This window comes from Marivita cryptomonadis (assembly GCF_002115725.1).
In the GTDB taxonomy this organism is placed as follows: domain Bacteria; phylum Pseudomonadota; class Alphaproteobacteria; order Rhodobacterales; family Rhodobacteraceae; genus Marivita; species Marivita cryptomonadis.
The window spans coordinates 1-20,696 of sequence record NZ_JFKD01000033.1 but is presented as its reverse complement, the minus strand read 5'-3'; the positions used below and the strand labels follow the sequence as shown (position 1 = coordinate 20,696).

16 protein-coding genes are annotated in these 20,696 nt (G+C 53.7%); 5 read left to right on the top strand and 11 right to left on the bottom strand.

Features of this window, described 5'->3' with window-relative positions; translation table 11 throughout:
• Positions 1-511: 511 nt before the first annotated feature.
• From speB to MCRY_RS20900, 8 genes are all read right to left on the bottom strand, one after another.
• Positions 512-1,465 carry an agmatinase gene (gene speB / locus MCRY_RS20935; RefSeq protein ID WP_085633510.1) on the bottom strand — a complete coding sequence of 318 codons (954 nt, stop codon included), beginning with the start codon at positions 1,463-1,465 and terminating at the stop codon, positions 512-514.
• The gene (locus MCRY_RS20930) at positions 1,462-1,908 is read right to left on the bottom strand and encodes a nucleoside deaminase (RefSeq protein WP_238940450.1); all 447 of its coding nucleotides are present in this window, start codon (positions 1,906-1,908) and stop codon (positions 1,462-1,464) included. Before MCRY_RS20930 ends, speB begins: the two co-directional genes overlap by 4 nt.
• A gap of 11 nt (positions 1,909-1,919) precedes the next feature.
• Positions 1,920-2,807, bottom strand: a complete 888-nt coding sequence (locus MCRY_RS20925; protein ID WP_085633508.1) for a polysaccharide deacetylase family protein — start codon at positions 2,805-2,807, stop codon at positions 1,920-1,922.
• Positions 2,804-3,892, bottom strand: a complete 1,089-nt coding sequence (locus tag MCRY_RS20920) for an ABC transporter ATP-binding protein (RefSeq protein WP_085633506.1) — start codon at positions 3,890-3,892, stop codon at positions 2,804-2,806. The genes MCRY_RS20925 and MCRY_RS20920 overlap by 4 nt, the downstream gene beginning before the upstream one ends.
• 1 nt (position 3,893) lies before the next feature.
• Positions 3,894-4,688, bottom strand: a complete 795-nt coding sequence (locus MCRY_RS20915) for an ABC transporter permease (protein ID WP_085633504.1) — start codon at positions 4,686-4,688, stop codon at positions 3,894-3,896.
• Positions 4,685-5,545 (bottom strand): ABC transporter permease, encoded by an 861-nt coding sequence (locus tag MCRY_RS20910; protein ID WP_085633502.1) that lies wholly within the window; start codon positions 5,543-5,545, stop codon positions 4,685-4,687. Before MCRY_RS20910 ends, MCRY_RS20915 begins: the two co-directional genes overlap by 4 nt.
• Positions 5,546-5,601: 56 nt before the next feature.
• On the bottom strand, positions 5,602-6,738 hold the full coding sequence (locus MCRY_RS20905) for a polyamine ABC transporter substrate-binding protein (RefSeq protein WP_085633500.1): 1,137 nt from the start codon (positions 6,736-6,738) through the stop codon (positions 5,602-5,604).
• Positions 6,739-6,868: 130 nt separating this feature from the next.
• A complete protein-coding gene (locus MCRY_RS20900) occupies positions 6,869-7,774 on the bottom strand; it encodes a LysR family transcriptional regulator (protein WP_085633498.1) in 906 nt (301 codons plus the stop codon).
• Positions 7,775-7,852: 78 nt separating this feature from the next.
• Here MCRY_RS20900 and MCRY_RS20895 point away from each other — a divergent pair, with 78 nt between their 5' ends.
• Positions 7,853-8,599, top strand: coding sequence for a BtpA/SgcQ family protein (locus MCRY_RS20895; protein ID WP_085633496.1), 747 nt, complete (start codon positions 7,853-7,855; stop codon positions 8,597-8,599).
• Positions 8,596-9,213 (top strand): phosphoribosyltransferase family protein, encoded by a 618-nt coding sequence (locus MCRY_RS20890; RefSeq protein ID WP_085633494.1) that lies wholly within the window; start codon positions 8,596-8,598, stop codon positions 9,211-9,213. The genes MCRY_RS20895 and MCRY_RS20890 overlap by 4 nt, the downstream gene beginning before the upstream one ends.
• Here the strand turns inward: MCRY_RS20890 and MCRY_RS20885 are convergent.
• On the bottom strand, positions 9,210-9,884 hold the full coding sequence (locus tag MCRY_RS20885) for a DUF1989 domain-containing protein (protein ID WP_085633492.1): 675 nt from the start codon (positions 9,882-9,884) through the stop codon (positions 9,210-9,212). The genes MCRY_RS20890 and MCRY_RS20885 overlap by 4 nt on opposite strands.
• 388 nt (positions 9,885-10,272) lie before the next feature.
• Here MCRY_RS20885 and MCRY_RS20880 point away from each other — a divergent pair, with 388 nt between their 5' ends.
• On the top strand, positions 10,273-12,078 hold the full coding sequence (locus MCRY_RS20880) for a DUF6538 domain-containing protein (protein WP_171046072.1): 1,806 nt from the start codon (positions 10,273-10,275) through the stop codon (positions 12,076-12,078).
• 442 nt (positions 12,079-12,520) lie between these two features.
• On the opposite strand, the gene MCRY_RS20875 is transcribed toward MCRY_RS20880, so the two are convergent.
• Positions 12,521-13,747, bottom strand: a complete 1,227-nt coding sequence (locus MCRY_RS20875) for a hypothetical protein (protein WP_085633490.1) — start codon at positions 13,745-13,747, stop codon at positions 12,521-12,523.
• A 295-nt stretch (positions 13,748-14,042) separates the two neighbouring features.
• Between MCRY_RS20875 and MCRY_RS20870 the strand changes: the two genes are divergently transcribed.
• Positions 14,043-14,594 (top strand): XRE family transcriptional regulator, encoded by a 552-nt coding sequence (locus MCRY_RS20870; protein ID WP_338087118.1) that lies wholly within the window; start codon positions 14,043-14,045, stop codon positions 14,592-14,594.
• A 36-nt stretch (positions 14,595-14,630) separates the two neighbouring features.
• Here MCRY_RS20870 and MCRY_RS20865 read toward each other — a convergent pair whose 3' ends face one another.
• Entirely contained in the window at positions 14,631-15,902 is a 1,272-nt protein-coding gene (locus MCRY_RS20865) for an IS256 family transposase (RefSeq protein WP_139834147.1), read from the bottom strand.
• A gap of 385 nt (positions 15,903-16,287) precedes the next feature.
• Between MCRY_RS20865 and MCRY_RS20855 the strand changes: the two genes are divergently transcribed.
• On the top strand, positions 16,288-20,696 hold a 4,409-nt coding region (locus MCRY_RS20855; RefSeq protein WP_085633512.1), incomplete at its 3' end, for a DUF3320 domain-containing protein.

Sequence of the window (20,696 nt, the reverse complement as noted above, 5' to 3'; positions counted from 1 at the left end):
CCCGAAACAAACCAAACCGCCCGCATATCTCTTCAGATATTAGCAATGTCAAAGAGCAACCCAGAAGACAAACAACCAGACCAGTGCGCCCTAAACTAACGGCGCGCCCGCCCTGATATACCCCTGAATTATCCAACTTCCAGACCAACCAGACCAAAGCCCGCTAACCCTTCCGTAGTCCCAACGTCCGCCTCAGCAGCGCCGGTGAGAGGCCTTCTACGGTTACTCTCTCGACTCCGCAAGCAAAAAAATACGCAGATTACAGATTTTTTGAGGCGACGCCCGTAAACTCTGAATCTCCGAAGCATCTGCCTGTTTTTAGGCCCTTCCCCGAACCGAACTTCGCCGGGTTTGCCGGAAGCTTCACATCATGAGCAGGATGAGGAATCATGAATAAAGGTCGGATTGAGCAGTCGCAGCCGACGCCCGGTCTTTAGCTGGTGGTCAGCATTCTTGAAGGTTTTTACGACTGCAGGTTCCCGCGTCGAAGCAGCTGCCGGTTTTGGCCAACCTATTTTCCTGCCATGGCACACAGGATTTCGAACATTATTGAGACACCAAGAAAGGCGGTTCCGCCGGATGCATCGAACGGTGGAGAGACCTCAACAAGGTCTGCACCCCGTATATTCACATCTTTCAAAAGCCGCGCGACCTGCAGAGCTTGAAACCCGTTTGGCCCACCAACTTCCGGCGTGCCCGTCCCGGGTGCAAAGGTCGGATCGACGAAGTCGATATCATAGGAAACGTATGTCGGTGCTGTCCCGACGATATCGAGAGCTTCTGCCATGACGTCGTCCAATCCACGCGCGAAAAACTCTTCGATCCGCACGATGCGTATGCCCACCGCAGCCGCGAAGTCGAGGTCTTCATTGTCATAGGCGCTGCCGCGGATGCCAATCTGTATGACCCGTTCAGGATCCAACAAACCCTCTTCGACCGCGCGTCGGAACGGTGTCCCATGGGTGTATTTCGATCCGCCAAAGTAGCTGTCAAACAGGTCCGTGTGGCTGTCGAAGTGGATCATACCCAAGGGCGCGTCCTTCCCGAGACTGCGCAAGATCGGCAGCGATGACAAATGATCGCCGCCCGCCGTCAACGGAGTAATCCCGGCAGCAAGCACACGGTCATAAAACGCGGTGATCCGGTTCATGCTATCCATGATATCAATCGGATTTGGCGGCACATCACCAAGATCAGCACAGTTCAGCACCTCGAATGGGCGAACGCCGGTGGCCCCATTCTGGGCGCGGATCATCGTGGACATGTCTCGGAGCTGTCGCGGCCCGTGGCGTGCACCTGCCCGATTGGTGGTACCGCTGTCCCACGGAACGCCGATGATTCCGACATCGACATCGCCAAAGCGCGGATTGTCAGGATCGACATGGGGCAGACGCATGAATGTCGGCACTCCGGCAAAGCGCGGCAAATCGAAACCAGAGACGGGGTGAAAGAACGGATCACTCATTCCGCGATATCCTCTGCCCACAGTTCTGGCTTTTCGGTGATGAAACGGGACATGAGCGCAATGCAGTCGGGGTCTTCGGCAATGATGACCTCGACCCCGCGCGACCGCAGGAACTCTTCGTTGCCGCCAAAATTTGTCGTGTCGCCGATAACAACGCGAGGGATACCGAATTGAATTATCGTACCCGAGCACATCATGCAGGGGCTGAGAGAGGTATAGAGCACAGTATCACGATAGGTCTTTTGGCGACCGGCCTTGCGCAATGCGTCCATCTCTCCGTGGGCAATGGGGTCGCCGCCCTGCACACGCTGGTTGCGCCCTTGAGAGACGACCTCCCCTGCCCGTGCAAGCACCGATCCAATCGGGCATCCACCTTCATCAAAGCCTGCCTTTGCTTCATCGTAAGCGATGCGCAAAAGGCGTTTGTCATCTTCGGTCATCATAAGCTCGAACCTTAAAGTTTCGCTGGGGGCGCTTCAAAGAAAGGAAGCGTCTCGACACTGGGTGACCATGTCCCGTTTGCTTTCAATCTGTCCATATGGTCTGCGATGCCGCCAAGCGTGGTGAACCAAACATCACGGGTCTCCAATGTCTGTTCGATCCAGCGTTCCACCAACTGCCATCGCGCAAGGCGCCCTGTCAGGAAGGGGTGCACAATCAACATGAAAAATCCGCCTGCATGATATTGTGCTTCAAATTCCTCCCAAAAGCCCGCCAATCCTTCTGATGGCGACTTTACAGGCATCAGATAGCCGATTTCATCATAATGCGCGAACGGTGGCCAATCGTCGGTGCCCCAATGTACCGGCATTTCGTAAAGCTGACCTTTTGGCGTTTTCAGAACATGCGGGATGTCATCGCCCATCAGCGAACTGTCATAGCGCATGCCGTGCTCAAGCATCAGGTCGATCACCTCGTCCGTGATGTTATACACTGGCGCGCGATAGCCGTCTGGTGATTTTCCACAAAGCCGTTTGTGTGACTCGATCGCTCGTTCGAACGGTTCGCGTTGATTGCCATACGTGGCGATCGGGTCTTCGTGGATCCAACCATGATGCCCGATCTCATGCCCATCTTTCAGAATCTGTTCAACCGTCTCGGGATACTGCTCTAGGCACCACCCCGGGATGAAGAAGGATTGCTTCAGGCCAAAACGTTCGTAGGTGTCCAAAATACGCGGCAAAGCGACATTCGGCCCGTAACGTCCCATCGAAATGGGATAAAGCCTGCGATGGCTGTCGTCGGGTCTGGCGACATGGATCAAGCTATCAGCGTCCATGTCGAATGTGATGGACACTGCACATTTTGCGCCATTTGGCCAAGGGATTGGATTTCGGATCAAGAGCCTGTCTCCAGCATATTGGCGTTTTCAGCCTCCCATGACAGCCAAACGTCCGCACCGGGGGATAAGTCGAGTTCAGCCAAAGCGCGTTCCTGCATTTGGACTTTGTATTCCTGCCCAGCCTGTCCTTCCAAGAACACAGTGACAACAGAGCCGATGAATTCTTCGGATATCAATGTGGCCTTGGCTTTGTTGTCGGCATCAGGTTCGGTGAGGGTCAGCGTCATCAAGTCGGCTGAGACGGTAAAGCTGACCTGCTTTTCTGGACCGGGCGGATTGTCCGGGGTCTGGGCCAGGAACGCACCTTGCAGTGTGGAAACCTTGGTTTTGCCATTGTCAGAGCCTCCGGTTTTTCCAGTGAATATATTGTTCCTCCCGACAAACTCCGCGACGAACCGGTTGGCGGGCGTTCGGTAGATGTCTTTGGGCGAGCCGACTTGCGCGATGTCCCCTTGGCTCATGATCACAACACGGTCGGCCATGGCAAAAGCTTCGGATTGCGAGTGGGTCACATAGACAAAAGTGATCCCAAGTTCCTTTTGCAATCTTGTCAGCACACCTTGCATGCGGATGACCAAGTTTGCATCGAGCGCAGACAGCGGTTCGTCAAGCAATAGCATTTGCGGCTCCATCACAAGGCTGCGGGCCAGCGCCACACGTTGCTTTTGCCCCCCAGACAGCGTCGCGACATTCCGATCGGCGAATTCGACAATCTGCATCCGATCAAGCCAGTCGAGCGCCCTTTTCTTGCGCTCATCCGCTGCGACGCCGCGCATCTTGAGCCCGAACTCCACGTTCTCGCGAGCGGTCAGAAACGGGAAAAGCGCGAGCGATTGCCAGACGAGTGGCGTGTCACGCTCATGCGGTTTGACATCATTCATCAAGCGCCCTTCGATGCGGATCTCACCCGCGGAAGGCGTATCAAGGCCCGCCAACATGCGGAGGGTCGTTGTCTTTCCACAGCCAGAAGAGCCCATGATCGCCAGAAACTCTCCTTCGTGAATGTCGAGCGTCATGTCCCGCACCGCGACGAAATCATCAAAGCGCTTCTCTACATTGCGGAATGTTACGAGAGGTTCTGTCATATCAGGAATGGCTCTTGATTTGGCGGCTTATGAACAGCAGCTGTGCGAGGATTACCAAGGACATGGAGGTCAGGAAAACGAACGTTCCGATGGCGTTGACGGTCGGGTCGATGTTGCCCTGCACGATTTCCAGAATCACGATGGGAACGGTTTTGTTTAGGCCGGAGACAAACCAAGCAACGGCGAATTCATCAAACGACACCGCTGCTGTGAGGCAGAGTGCGGACACAATCGCAGGCGCGCAGAACGGCACGATCACATGGCGCATCGCTTGCCATTCATTGCCGCCAAGGTTCCAAGCTGCGGCCTCAAGATCGGGATCCATCTGGTGAAGACGCAACCGGATAATGGCCATCGCAAAGGGTGCGGTCATCACGGAATGCGCCAGAATGATCGACCACAACTGTCCCGACATCCCAATGCGGGACAGCCACGCCAACATTGCCAGAGCCATGATGATTAGCGGAATTGTCGGCGGAAGAAGGATCAGCGCAAGGTACGGCCCCTTGAAGCGGAAATTATAGCGAAAATCGGTATATGCGGTGCAAAACCCCAAGACGGTCGCCAACACTGCCGTGCTTGACGACACGATCAAAGAGTTCCTTACAGCCGTCCACACATCGGGATCATTGAAGATCTTGACGTACCACTCGGTCGAGAACTCGCCCAAAGGGATCGTTGGGAAGCGTTGCGAGTTGAACGAAAAGATCAGGCTGAAAATGATCGGTGCGAAAACGAAGGTGAAAATCAGCCCGACATAAACAGCCAATGCGATATTCAGCCAACGACCCGTCATCCTTTGCTCCCTTTAGGTTTGCGGTAAGCCAAAGCGATGGCGGTAAAGGCCACGGTAAATAGTGTGACCATCATCATGATTGCCACAACGGCGGCTCGCGGCCATTGCTGGCCCGACTTGGTTGTATCCAAGATCAGGATCGGCAGCGTCGGTTCCTGTGATCCACCCAGATAAAACGGGGCGACGAAATCACCAAAAGCGAGGATGAAGCAAAACAAGGCTGCTACAATGAAGCCGGTCTTGGACAGCGGTAACACTATCCGCCAGATCGTTGCGAACGGTTTGCAGCCCAAATTCCGCGCGGCCTCGATCAGTGTTTTGTCTACGTTGGCCATTGTCACGGTTTGCAGGATAACTGCCAGTGGCAGGGTAAGTGTCAGGTATCCGATAATCGTGCCAAAATGGCTGTTGAGCATGCGAAAAGGTCCTAGACCAATATACCCCAGCATCGCGTTCAAAACGCCGCTTTCGGCCAAAATCACGTACCAGGAAAACGTTCGGACAAGGTAGGACGTGAAAAACGGGATGATGAGCAGAAACACCGCCCATCGACGTAAGTTGTCGGACGCGCGAAAGGCCAATGCCCATGCAGCGGGAAAGGCCACCAGCATGGCAATCGTCGCACTGAGAGAGGCGATGAAAAGTGTGTACCAGTAGCTGTCCCAGAAAAACCCGCGGGTCAGCATGCGTTGCCAGTTCACGAACTCGAACGCTTCGGTCATGCGGTAGTTTTTGACCACGAAAAACGAAATCGCGACCATGAAGAGAACTGGTCCAATGAAGAAAACCAGCTGCCAAAGGATAATCGGCAGCCGCCATGTCAGGGCGTAGATGTCAATTTTGCGAGGCCCGCTCAAGCCTTTGCTCCTTGCCTAATGGCGGGCGGCCCTGAAAAGCCGCCCACATTGCGCCTTTAGGCGTTTTTGTATTCCGACCAGAAGTCGTTCCAGTCCTCAAGCGTTTGCTGCTGCGGGATATCACGATAGTGAATGCGACCCTCGTTGATCAACGCGATGGGCTCATTCGGCATGCCCTCAATCTGATGGCTTCGGGCGGCTTCGGCCGGGTCCACCTCTTGCAGAAGCGCACGGCCAGCCTTGGTCACGCAGAAGCCAGGATAGGCGACCATCTGTGCCGATTTCACCTGGCCTTCGGGGGACATCATGTACTGGATGAAGGATTTGACCAGATCAGCTTTTGAGCTGCCTTTGCCGATGCAATAGCTTTCGGTGAACTGAATGCCGCCCTCTTTCGGAATAACCGACGCAACTGGCGCGCCATCGCGTTCCAGAACGCCGGTGATCCAGTCACCGATGCCGCACATGGCCATCATCTCACCGTTCTTGAGACCGTTGAATGTGCCGCCATAGTCAAAGAACCCGCCAACCTGCGAGCGCAGGCTCATCGTGGTGTCCTGCACCGCTTGCCATTGGTCATCGCTCAGATCCCAAAGTCCGGCGCCATTGCCGTTCTTTAGGCTCATCATGCCAAGACTTGGAAGGTGCCAATCAAAATGTCCCACCTTGCCCTGAAGCTCGGGCTTCCAGAAGCCTTCATAGCTGGATGCTTCTTCTGCACTCATGGCGGTGGTGTTGTAGGACACACCGAGATGCCCCCCGCGCAGGATCATGGAAAAGAGCGTGTCGCCGTCCCAATGGCCCGGGAACTTGGTGAAGTCCTCGTGCAGCATGTCGTCAAACGGGTAGTCGTTGGCGTCCAGCGGTTCGATGTAGTCAGCCGCGTTGAGCTGCTGCACGAATTCCCCATCTGACAGGATAATGTCATAGGTGCCCGGAGGAGATTGTGCGATCAATGCCAACATATTGTCCCCACCTGCATAGTATTTGGGCACAAATTTAACATTGTTGGCCTCTTCGAACGCCCCAACCATGTCCGGTTCGCCGTGCCCATACCAAGCCAGCATGTTGATTTCCGTTGTCTGCGCCCATGCGCGGCTGACGAACGGCATGGACAAAGCCGCCCCCCCGCCAATGCGCAGGACATCTCTTCTAAGCAATTGCTTTGAAATCGTTTTTGGTTTGGTCGTCATCTTGTTTTCTCCACTGTTGTTCTATCTGTTTTTGGCCTCAAAGCAGCGTCGTTTCGATTGTTTGAGGCTTGTGGAGACAAGGTTAGCCAGAATCATGAACTGTAGAAAGTTTATGAATGATATGGATCTATTAAGGTTCTTTATGATCCCGGGCAGCAGAACCATCCAGACGCAGGACCGTTTCAATCGTTTCGGTCAATTGCTCTGCCACCAGATTGCCCCAACTTCCCAACCGGGTCTGGCGGTAAAACAACCCGATGCGCAACGGCTCCAGCAGCGGCAAACCATCGTCAGCTGAAAACTGACGCATCCCATCTTGGGTTGTTGGGATGGTCAGGCCGGAAAACCCAAGGCCGTCACGCACGGCATCTTGGACCGCGTCGATGTTCGGGCTGGAAAAGATGACCTTCCATCCACGTTCAACGGTCTTGAGCGCTTCCGACATGCGCTGTCGGTAAATGCAGCCTGTTGGATGGGCGACCAGTGGCAGGGTCTCGAAGTCTTGCGGATCAAGATTTTCGCCCCCAACCCAGACCGGCTGTTCACGCCACTGTTGCACAAGAAATTGCGGATCACCGTCGTGATAAAGGGCCACGATGATATCCAATTCATCGCGCAGGAGCGCGTCATGAAGGTTTTTCGACAGATCACAACGGATGGTGAATTCAAGATCATTGTGATTTTGTTTTAACCGGGTCATTTCGCGCTGCAACATCCGCACGCCGTAGTCCAACGGCAAGCCCACACGCAGCTCGGCCTTGTTCTTTTTGCGATCAAACAGCCCTATCGCCAAATCGTTGAGCCTTAGGATCTGTCGCGCATGCATTGCCAACGCCTCACCTTTTTCGGTGACGTGCATGGTTCGCCCCTTTTGGCGGATCAGCTTGTATCCCACCAAATTCTCCAGCCGTTTGATCTGAAGACTGACGGCTGGTTGGGACCGGTTGAGAAGGTCCGCCGCATGGGTGTGGCTTTTGACTTCGATCACCGTGACGAAGGTTCGAAGAAGATCGGTCGGAAGGTTTATTGGGGCCATGCAAAACATTGCAATTTCAAATCCAAGGATTGCAAGAATAAATTATGTAAATGAATCTAGACCGGCTAAATTCACCGCATGGACAGAACAGCATTCCGAAAGCACTTCAAAACCGTAGGCCCAGTTGTCCTGCCGGTGATCCACGTGCTCGACACACCCCGAACCCTGCGCAATGTCGCAGAGGTGATTGCAGCAGGCGCTGCAGGTTGCTTTCTGATCAACCATGATTTTGAACCGGAACGGTTCCTACCGATTATCTCGGATGTGCGTGCTGCATATCCGTCGCTCTGGCTCGGCGTGAATTTTTTGGCGGTCACAGGCAAACACGCCTTTCCGATGCTCGGAAAACTGTCGCAAACAGGCGTTTTGGTCGATGGATATTGGGCCGATGACGCCTGCATCGATGAACATGGGCAGAACACCGAAGCCCAAGAGATTGCTCGCGTCTACGACGAGTCCGGCTGGAGCGGCATGTACTTTGGCGGGACCTGCTTCAAGAAACAGCGCGAGGTTGCCAAAGAGCATTACGGCAACGCAGCCCGTGAGGCGTGCGGCTTCATGGACGTTGTCACCACATCAGGCGTTGCGACCGGGCAGGAAGCAGACCTGAACAAGATCGAAACCTTTCGCAGCGCTATCGGCGAAACCGCGCTTGCACTGGCCTCTGGCGTGACGCCTGACAACGCCCGTGTCTATAGCGATGTCGATTGCTTCATGGTTGCCACCGGGATCAACGAAACCAACAACTTCTACGACATTCACCCCGAAAAGCTGGCGCGGCTCATGGCCGTGACGCGGGCTTTGGGGAAAGGAGATTCGATATGACCGACAAAGGCCCTCGCGATGATCGCTGGTACCTCAACATCATGGCCCCAAACACCAAGGGCGATAAATTCGCATGGCTGGATCCGACGTCAATCTACATCAACCAGCGCGCTTTCACGGATCTTCTGGATGATCTCTTGGCGGACCTGGAGACCGTAGAGTTCGACGTGGTTGCCGGGCTGGATGCAATGGGCTTTGTCCTTGGGGCAGCGCTGGCTGCACGGTCCAATGTCGGGTTCCTGCCGATCCGCAAAGCTGGCAAGCTCTGTGTTGACACAGACTCGGTCTCATTCGGCAATTACTCGGGTCGCACGCAAGAAATGGAAATGCGCCAACCCGCCTTTTCTCCTGGCACCCGGGTTCTGTTGGCCGATCAATGGGTCGAAACCGGCGGCACGATGGACGGCGCGATCCGGTTGGTTGAACGGCAAGAGGGCATCGTTGCGGGCATCGTCGCCATCGCGATTGAGGAAAACGAGCGCACGAACGGCTACCGCGCCACCTACCCTTGTATTTCTGCCGTTGTGCAAGGATCCAAATGGCAGGCCGAAAGCAACGCTCAGTCGCTCTCCAGCTTTGGCAACTACCGGCCAGAAATGGCCTTCCCACGCTAATCTAAGACTTCAAAAGCCAGGCTTTCGGGTGCAACACCGACGCCGTTTACCGGCGTGATATCCTGCGGGCAGGCAGACATGACCGATATCAAATCCATCTCTGCACAAAAATCGATATGATCGCCAGGTTTTGATACAGGCGCTGCAAAACGCGTGGACCCATCATGTGCCACTGGCACATTCATCCAGACGTTTAATGGCGCGGGCACCAATGGTGCCTGCAGGCCTATTGCCATCAAGGCCATACGTAGATTGTCAGCGCAATTATCGTGATACCGTTCACATCCGAGCTGTTGGTATCGCGCATGATCACAACATGCGATGATCGTGTCGTGAACGCCGGGCGATGTGTCCGCAGCGAGCCGCAGCATAGGTCGGCGCAGGTTTGACACCAGCCTGTCACCGACCTTGGGAAAGATCGACCCAAGCGCAGTATGCAGATGTGCCATGGAGAGATGCTCCTGCAAGTCTGGGGCTGCGAATGCCCAAAAATCACAGACCTGATGACCACTAGGATTTATCACACGCAGGGTTTGCTTTGCGGCAAGCTGAACGGCCACCCCGCAGCGTGCTTTGATCTTATATCGGCGTCCGACGACAGGCACACCATCTGGCGAAATCGCCAAGTTCAGACTGTGGTTTGTGCCATCCGGGACATGCGCTGCCTGCATCAATTTTCGACCTTTCGCCGAGCTCCAAACCCACTCTCTAGGGTTTCATGGTGCCATGCAGATCGAATGTTTGCAATTTTCCAACAGCTTCAGAGGCTATCTGAAGTGTCTTCCTTGCGTCGTATCTTGCAGTTCAGAAACCACCAACAATTAGTCACGCCACCCAAGAACGTCGAAGGGCATGCTCTTATGGGGGGCATTTGCGATTAGTCCGCTGAGACCGCCGCGAAGGGGTGTCTTTAGGACGTTGGTCAAAGAAAACTGGCTGGGGTGGTAGGAACAAAATCCAACTTTTTGTAAGTGCCTGAAAGCAAATAACACATTGTCATTCCAATACAAATCTCACTAAAGCTGTTCCGGATGAGTGTTCCGGAAAGGTGGGACGGAGATGGGCAGGCAGACATATTTGTGGCGTCGAAGCGCGGTCTATTACGCACGCATGGATGTGCCAAAGGACCTGGTCACGGCGCTTGGCACGACGACGCTGAAAAAGTCCCTCAGAACAACTGACGAGGCAACAGCGAAGCGACGTCTATTGCCCGTAGTTGATCAATGGCATCGCGACTTCGATGAGCTGCGCGCGAAGCGTGCGCTGGCGAAAGAGGATATCGAAGTCGCCATTTGGGAACTCTACACGAAGAGACTGGATCAAGATGAGGCAACAAGAAGAAGCCTACCGACGCAAAACGACATCGATCAGGCGATGGAGCGCGCTGTCGAAAGGGTTCAGAGGGAGGAGATCGATATCAAAGATCCGCTCGCAGTTCTCAACGTCAGCCTTGAGGTCCAAGTTCTCAAAGACAGGCTTGCAGGGCCTGAAAGTGTTGAAGCCAAGGCAAGGCGAATAAAGCTTACACAATTGCGCAAACAACTGGCCAGGAACGAAACAGCTTTGGTCGATCACGAAGTGGAAGACTTCCTCGCAAGAAACAAACTCGTGCTTGCTGCCGAGTCGCCTGACAGACTGGCATTGGCAAAAAGTCTGATGCGCACCGAGATTGAAGTCTTGCGCCGCACTCTGGAGCGAGATGAAGGCAACTACACCGGCGTCCCTCTTGACCCAATCGTCAAACCTGCCAACGCGGCCCGGCGCGCTGTGGCTGGCCCAGGCGAGAGCGTCATGGAGGTCTTCAAAGTCTACGCCGCGGAGAACCCCAACCAAGTGAAACCTGACACACTGAACCAGGCACGCCGCGACGTCGGTCTATTCGCTCAATTCGTCGGACACACCTGCCCCATCACGCTGATCGACAAGAAGCAGGTGCGCGAATGGAAAGCACTCCTCCTCAAATATCCTGTGAAAGCGACTGAGAGCAAAGCTTTCGAAGGCATGTCTTTCGAACAGACCGTGAAACACAACGCCCAGGTTGGAAAACCGACAATTACACCGCGCACGGTCAACCGTCATCTATCAAGCCTCGGCGCGTTCTGCAGATGGCTAGTCAGCCACGGCTATCTTGATCAGAACCCGGTGGACGGGATGACGATCAACAAGGAAAAGCATTCCAAGACACTGACATTCAATGCGGAGCAATTGAACACGATCTTCCGATCACCCTTGTTCACGGGATGTCAGGGTGCTGATCAGCCCCGACTGATGAAAAAGCCCGGAAACGTCATGATCCGTGACCATCAGTATTGGGTGCCACTTATCATGCTGTTCTCTGGAGCCAGACCTGGTGAAATCGGACAATTGACGATCAATGATGTGCGCCAAGAGCATGGTCATTGGATCATGCACATTACGGACGACGGCGAGGGCGAGAAGAGCGTAAAGAACGATAACTCACGACGCATTCTGCCGCTGCACCAAGAACTCATCGAGCTGGGATTGACCGACCACCATGCTCGCCTGAAAAAGGCTGGCAATACTCGCCTGTTTCCTGAAGCCACTCGAAACTCAAGGGGACAGATGATGGCTGACTTTTCGCGGATGTTTTCACGCTATCTGTCCGGACTTGGCTTCAAGAATGGGCGCGGCTACAGCCTCTATTCTTTCCGACATGGCGCTGCTGATGCGCTGCGAAGGGCTGGTTACCTCGACCACCAATTCAAATTTCTGATGGGACACGGCGATACTTCGATGACAGGAAGATATGGCATGATCCCGCAAGGAATGCTGGACCAGCGCGTGGAACTCGTGAACGCGATCGCCTATCCGGGACTGGACATCGAGCATCTGAAGAAACTTTGAGCTGGCTCTGCGCGGCACGGCTTTGCACATACAACTGCCCGACTAGTCCGGTTGGTCCGACCCAGCGGGCGTAGTGGTCGCTTCGTTGCATCGCAAAGCTCGCCCGACCTGCCCGACTTGTCCGGCCGGTCAGAAGATCAGAAACCACGAGCCAGTGATTGGCTGCCAACGTTGTTATCCAGAAAATCCAGGATTCCAATATAGACGCAGGCTATTGTGGAATTTGCACCATCCTTATGGACTTGAACATAGCCCAAGCGAATACGACCGATTATCGGGTTCAACAAAAAATATGAATATTTTTGAAAGCCGTAGGTATAGACGGATCAACATGCAGGCGAATTGCCGCCTTTCGATGCATCAACGTGTCGCGAATAAACTTTCCGAGGTCACCAGTATTTGCTACAGTGTCAGTTGCCGTTTACATATAAACGTAAATTATTCAGAGCGTCGGTTTCATTCTATTATACGCCGATAGAACCAAGGTCAGCGCACTCCTAATTTTTATAAGGTCACTTTCTGGAAATTTATATTCATCTAGCAATGCTTTGTGTGGGTGAGCTATATGCCGACGTGGACCAAAGTTTATGGAAGATAGAGCCGCTTTAATTTTGCTTTTGGATATATCAAAAAATGGCGAAAATAGGTGCCAGTTCTCACTCAATATTAAAATAAGGTCAGAATAGTTTGCTAAAGAGTAATCATATCTCCCCTCAGTAAATGTATTTTTCAAAACACGCTCTGGAAAATACGAATGGATCGGTTCTCCATTGGCTTCCAACACTAACCTCGACTGTATCAACGATCCAAGAGCACGTTCCAATTTCGAGAACTCCCGAAAAGCGATAACTGCCCGATTATCAGGTGCATCTGCTGCTTGGTCTATTTGAAACAAAATTTGACGCACAGCAACTTCATTTTCGTCAATACCATGAACCACACCCCCAAGAGTTTCGACGGGATCCCTTGAAAACTCGCCACAAATCACGATTGCAAATTCCGAGTCTGTTCTGCGCTCGACAGCCACCGCCGCGCGATCCCCAAGAGGACGATTCACTAAATTGTCACCACTATCCACCTCGAAATGAGTCGGTCCAATCTGGACAATAGGAAATACGTCACCCACATAGTCAACAGTATTAACCTGCGAAATCAGAATGCGATTTATCCCCTTGAACAACTGAGGATTTAAAATTGACTTATCATCTTTGTTGAACCAAACGGAGCCCCCGCTTTGGTGCGCAAGATGGCTATCAATTCTGCTAAATACCTTTCGGTCAGATGGTATAATTTCGAGACGACGAAGAAAACGCATAAAAGTCGGTTCAAGCTGACCAAGGGATATTTCTGAACCCGTGCGAATGAGCTGAAGGTAGAAAGGGCAACCTTCTACCAGACGTTTTTCCATCAACTCAACGAAATCAGAACCCATCCCGGAGCAATACTTGAACCAAGTGTAATCTCCAAAACCAAGAATGATATCCGCTGTCCGAACTTCGTCAAGTAACCGATTGTAGAAATCAACCCTTCCATCATTAGGTGGGCGCTGTGATTCTCCAAAATTCAATTGCACAAAGGTCCAATCGAGTTCTTGCCTAGCCAGATCCTTTAGACGGCTAATGCGATCAGCCTCATAGAGTGGATCAAGTATCAAAGCTTTTTTAGTCATTAGGTTTGTCTTTCCGTTAGCATCGTTCTTGACTATTTCACGGTTGGCATCGAACTCGCATTATCCATGTGAGTTCATGGCATGGTAAAAGCGATTTGTCGCGCTTGAGTGCACGTTTGCCTTTTACAAGTAAAAGTCCGGTCTGTCCCGAAGTTGATCATTGCTGTGATGAAATTCTGCACTGTGCGCGAATGGCCGCATCCACGGGCCGCACCGCAGCATCTGGGATTGTCGGTGAATGGCATCTTTGGGTCGGTCACGCATCAATGAGTGTGGCCTAGGCTCGCAGCCAAACATGGCCACATTGCTGGCTTTGTGCGAGGTGCTGCTACTGCAGGATAAAGCGCGGCGACTCTTAAAAAGTCTTTCCCACCAACATTGCCATCAGCGGCATCGCTATAACGAAGATGAGCAGCACGAGCTGCGTATCATCAGAGGAAAAACAATGCCTGCCAAGCCTTTCGAAACCACACGTCTTGCGAAATATGTCGAGCGCCGTGTGCTCGAATTGAAACCGAAGAAATCGCAACTGCAGATCGCCAGCGAGGCCGGCTTTCCAAACGCGAACATGGTCACAATGATCAAAAATGGAACAAACAAGCTCGCCTTGGATCGCGTTCCTTCAATGGCACGCGCACTTGAGTGCGACCCAGCCTACCTGATGCGCCTCGCTTTGGAGCAAACCGTCGGCGACACCGTTGCCCAGGCAATTACCGAAATCTACGGCACACCGGTTACTTCCAACGAGATCGGTTGGATCGAAGCCATCCGCGAGGCGTCCGGAAACAGCGATCCACGCATCACCAGCCGCTCCAAAGCCGCAATCAATGCAATCTTCGGAGTTTGAACGTGAGCTATGCTTGAATTTGGGTGACGCGCATCATCAGGCGGCGCGGTTTTCGGTGTCGTTGGTCACTTCGACACCGTCTGTGAACTTGACTCCTTCGATAACCTTTGGCAACTGGTTTCTGCCCTTGAGGCGCAGCCATTTTTTCGATGCTGCCTGAATGAGGGTGAAGACCATCAGTTTTGCGGTCTTTTGTGACAGCGCCCCTTTGGTCCTCACCGTTCGGTGCCGAACAGTGGCGAACACGCTTTCAATCGGGTTCGACGTGCGCAGATGGCCCCAATGCTCAGCTGGGAAGTCGAAGAATGCCAGCATCGCCTCTTTGTCCTTTGTCAGGCAGGCAACACCTTTTGGGTATTTGACGCCATACTTTTCGGAGAAAACGGCCAACGCAGCATCGGCTTCTGCGCGCGTTTCGGCGTGCTGAATGTCGTCCAGATCTGATTTGACCGCCGGGGCCATCTGTTTGGGAAAACAGTTCTGGACGTTCTTTACCTTATGCACCCAACACCGTTGATGCTTTGTGCCTGGAAACGTTTTGTCCAGTGCGTTCCAGAACCCCATGGCTCCATCCCCAACCGCAATTTCCGGTGCGACGGACAGCCCGCGACCTTTGATGTCGGTCAGCAACTCATGCCAGCTCTGCGCGCTCTCCCGCAGGCCGACCTGAAAGCCGATCAGCTCTTTCTTGCCCTCCGGTGTCGCGCCGATGATCACCAGCATGCATTCGGCATTTTCCTCCATCCGCGCCTGAAGATAGACGCCGTCCGCCCAGATGTAGACGTAGTGGCGGGCAGACAGATCCCGCCGTGCCCAGGCATCATATTGAACCTGCCATCCAGCAGTCAGACGCGAGATCACGCTTGGCGAGAGGTTGGGCGCATCTGGCCCCATGATGGCCGATAGGGCTTCCTGGAAATCTCCCGTTGAAATGCCTTTCAGATACAGCACCGGCAGCAAGGCATCCAAGCTGACCGAGCGGCGCGCCCACTTGGGCAGGATATTCGATGTAAAACGGATCCTATCTGCAGGATCGGGCGTTGCCATCCGATCGCGCACCTTGGGCCGCTGGACATCCAGGGCACCAATCCCTGTCTGAATCTTCCGTTCAGGGCCAAATCCATGCCGCACAATCCGCTGACGCCCGTCTTCCAGCTGCTCATCGGCAAAACTGGCGACAAAGGCATCAGCCTCAGCCTTCAGCGCTTCCGCCAGCATCCGACGAGCACCCTGCCGAGCAAGCTCTGTCAACGGATCGATAATCGTTTCCGATTGGCGAAATGGCAGGATCGTTGTATCTTCTTTCATGGCGTATCGCTCCTTGTGAGGTTCTGGCCGGCTTTGACACCCGCCACGATACGCCGCCCTTCAAATCACGCCATCACCCAAATTCCCGCATAGCTCTTTGAACGTCATGGTAAGGCTAGAAGACCTGACGGAGAATGAGATCGCCTGGCTACGCTTCCTGCGGGACATCAGTAACGAAAGTGATCCGAGTCCGACACTTGCGCGTGTCCAGCTGTTACGGCGGGTGTGCTTACGTCGGTCGAAATTTAGAGCTAGCATACGCACAACCGAGCGGCGAATCCTGGTTACGCCGAGCTTTCGTTTTTCGGTCGCCGATCAGGGTTGACACTAGATGAACTTTGTTGGCTCATTACAGGGTCTCTAGATGTAAAGAAGAGCAACTTTCTTGTCGAATCAAGCAATTACTCGGATTTTGGAAGCCGCGCGCCGCAAGCTTCTGGATACCGGCACACGAAACAGATTGGTTCATGTGAACCGGGCTAACAAACGCGCAAATTGTTTGAACATCATCAATGAGCGTGCTGACGCAGTCTTTTCGATCCTTCGGACCGAGGGACGTCGCATGCGCTTCAAAGCTATGGGCAAAGACCGTGGTGAAGACGGTGGTGACATGGTTCTTGCTCTTCCTGAACCGTATATCCCTGACGAGTCCGACCGCCTAACCGACATGCTGTTGGAAACGCCTTTGGGTCCTGAAACCCTTGCCCGGCGATTGCTCCGTCTGGCTTCTGACGCCAAGACGGCGGAAGAGGAGCAGGGGCTGAATATCCTGTATCTGGCGATCGGCTTTTTACAGTGGCGCGAGAGCTCAAACTCGGAAGTCACACGCGAGGCACCACTTGTGTTGCTGCCAGTCCAGCTTTTGCGGAACGAGCGCACCTCGACTTACGATATCCAATGTCGTGATGACGATATTTCGACGAATTTGCCTCTACAGCAGCGCTTGATAGCCGATTTTGGGATCTCCCTTCCTGAAATTGAAGAGGGAGAAGATTGGCATCCCTCCGATTACTTTGAGAAAGTCGCTGACGCAGTCTCCGGACAAGCAGGCTGGAGCATAGACGCCGATGGCATGCAGCTTGGTTTCTTTTCTTTTGCCAAGCTGCTGATGCATCGCGATCTTGACCCGAATACGTGGCCCGCTGATGCATTCTCGGAAAACGACCTACTCAAAGGTCTACTCTCTGAAGGTTTCGAGGCAGACACTCCAATTTTTGGACCAGACGATCGTTTGGATGACATACTCGATCCTGCTGAAATCGTGCAGGTCATCGATGCAGATGCTTCGCAAACGAAGGTGATCGAAGAAGTGCGCCGCGGGGCAAGCCTGGTCGTCCAAGGCCCCCCTGGAACGGGTAAGTCCCAGACAATCACCAATTTGATCGCCGCTGCCGCTCATGATGGAAAGTCGGTGCTCTTCGTCGCAGAAAAGATGGCAGCGCTTTCGGTTGTGCACGACCGGCTCGTCCGCGCCGGACTGCGAGACATATGTCTTGAGCTGCATTCGCGCTCCGCAAACAAGAAGGCACTCGCGCAGGAATTGGGTCGGTCTCTCATGGCCAGTGCGCAGGCGCTGCCAGGGTCTCCGGATCCCTCGCAATTGCGCGAAGCCCGTGATCAACTAAACCGTATCACTGAATTGCTCCACCAACCCTTGCCGCCGGCGGGCGATACGCCCTTTAGTGCCTTGTCTGAGATCGTAGGGTTCATCGGTAAAGAAACACCGCCTCCTTGCATCCAACTAGACGGCCTCGAAAGCTTAGACCGCCACGCTCGTGGCAAAGCAATTGCTGCACTACACGCATATGTGACAGCCCTCAGAAAGGTGGACTCTCCTGAAACACATCCATTTCGGGGGACTATGGAATTGGACCTGCAGCCAACTGATCTGGCTCGGTTAGAAAACGAGCTGGAAAGTGCTGTCTCTGCAATAGAAGCGCTCTTGATCGAAAGCAGTCGATTGTCATCTGCACTCCGGCTTGCAGCACCTGGTTCACTTGCAGGCCACGACGCCCTTGTTCAGTCAATTCGTGCATTTTCTAACATGCCATCTGATGCTGGTGATTGGATTCCAGCTTTGTTTGATGCGGCGAGTTCAGAGCGCTTGATGGAAGCGCTTGTAGCTGGTCAGGCTTGGGCAGTTGCAAAGCAGGCCGTAGATAGTCAGTTCATTGAAACGGCTTGGGAAATCGACGTAACAGCAACAAGAGCATCAATAGCACGTGGCCAAGTTTCTTTTCTGGCACGAATTTTTGGAAAATATCGTGGCGCGTCGGCGGAACTCGCCAGTCTGTTGCGCGGATCACTGCCAAAGACCGCGACTGAACGGCTCGCTCTTATCGATAAGGTCCTTGAGATTCAGAAGCTGCGCCGGAGGCTAGCGGATGACGAGGCTTGGCTGAAGACCACGCTGGGAGGAAATTGGCGCGGTGAGCAAACATCGTTTGGAGCCGCGGCACATGCCGCTGATTGGCTGGCCCGGCTGCAGAAAACGACGCATGTAGATTCTGCCGAGCATGTCTTGGCCACGCTCGGCGCCATTTCAGACCCTGAAAAGGAAGCCGATAGGCTTGTTGAGCTTTCGAAGAACTGCCGATCAAGGATCGAAGCCGTTGTTTCGCGATTGAAACTCAATCTCGCCATTGCTGACTTGGGAGACTGCATCGAAACCGCGTCTCTTGACGAAACAAGGGCTGCATTTTCGCAGATGGCCGAAACGCCCTCGCGCTACGGAGATTGGGCCACCCTTGCACGCGCTATTGCAGCAGCGGATGAAGCTGGAGCTGCGGCCGTTGTCGACGCCGTCACAGAGAACCTTGTTGCACCCGATCGTGCCGAACAGGAGTTTGCCTATGCTTGCGCTGAAGCGCGATGGAACGCAGCAAGGCGCTTACGACCCGAGCTGAACCAAATGCCTCAGCTGAACAGGCACGACCTAGTCAGCCTGTTCCGTGATTTGGAGCAGGAGCGCATAGAAACCGCACGGAACATAATCTTGTCGCGGCACTTCGAACAGATGCCGCGCGGCACGATGGGTGAGATGGGGATAATACGTGGTGAAATCGGACGAAAGCGAGGTCACAAGCCTATACGCTGGGTGATGCGCAATGCAGGTCAAATGGTGCAGCGCATCAAACCTGTCATGCTCATGAGTCCGATCTCCGTTGCGCAATTCCTTCCACCCGGCAGCGTAGAGTTCGACATCCTGGTTATTGATGAAGCTTCGCAAATCCGACCTGAAGATGCACTGGGGGTCATTGCCCGGGCAAGACAGATAGTCGTTGTTGGAGATCAAAAACAACTTCCCCCGACTTCGTTCTTTGATCGACTTGTTGATGAAGTGGATGAGGCCGAAGATGACGAAGATGCCGTTGTCGGAGCAACCGCTGCCGACATGGAAAGCATACTCTCGCTCTGCGAAGCGCGCGGTTTGCGGGAAAGAATGCTGGAGTGGCACTATCGTTCTCGTGATCCATCGCTGATCCAGGTATCAAACGCTGAATTCTATGAGGATCGGCTCGTTTTGCCGCCGTCTCCATTGCAGCTTGACCCCGACTACGGCCTCAAGTTTCGACGAGTGCCTGGCGTGTATGCTCGAGGCGGTAGTGGCTTAGGTCGCCAAGGGACCAATCGTATTGAAGCTGAAAACGTCGTCGCCGCGATGGCGGATCATGCCCGCAACTGGCCAGACCTTTCCCTGGGCGTCGTCGCCTTTTCAAAGGCGCAGTCCGACATGCTGACGGAAGTGTTGGAAGTCAAACGCCGTGAAGACCCCATCCTCGATGCCTTTTTGCGCGAGGGAAAGGCAGAGGATGTCTTTGTCAAAAATATCGAAAATGTGCAGGGTGACGAACGAGACGTGATCTTGATCTCAGTTGGATATGGCCCCCAGGAAGCCAATGGTCGCCTGACGGCAATGAGCTTTGGACCGGTCAATGGAGAAGGCGGGGAAAGAAGACTGAATGTTCTGTTCTCGCGCGCAAGGGTTCGGTGTGAAGTGTTTGCGTCGTTTGATCCAGGTGACATTGATCCATCTCGCGCAATGCGAGAAGGTCCACGTGTTCTAAAAAGGTTCCTTGATTTTGCGAAAACAGGGCAAGTAGAGACCTATAGCCCAACCGGACTAGATGCAGATAGCCCGTTCGAAGAAGATGTCGCCAGCGTAGTCCGCGCACACGGGTATCTCGCTGACCTCCAAGTCGGCAGCGCAGGTTTTCGTATTGATATCGGCGTTCGCCATCCCGACCGTCCGGGCCAATACTTGATTGCTGTGGAATGTGACGGCGCTACCTATCACTCGGCACTCTGGGCTAGGGAACGCGATCGGCTTAGGCAGGGCATTCTTGAAAACCTTGGCTGGAAGTTCCATCGCATTTGGAGCACTGACTGGTTTCATCATCGTGAAAGAGAAGTTGCACGATTGGTGAGCGCACTCAAGGAAGCGAAAGACACTTCCGATCAAGGCGCTTATGTGCGCGGTGCAAATGCCGGGGGACAATCCTATCAGGCACCGCCGGATGAAATCGACATGGCGACTGAGAACGAAGTGTCAATCGAACATCTCTCGCTTAGCGCTCCACCTTATGTTCGCACCGATTTGACGGTGAGATCCAAGGTTGAACCCCATGAAGCACCTGTTCATCAACTGGCAGAGCTGGTGGCGGGGATTGTAAAGACTGAAGGGCCAATACATGTCGACGAGATTGCTCGCCGGATTTCGGCGGCATTTGGAAAGACAAGAACTGGAAATCGTATCGTAGACGCAACGGAACGCGCCGTTCGAATTGTTCTGGC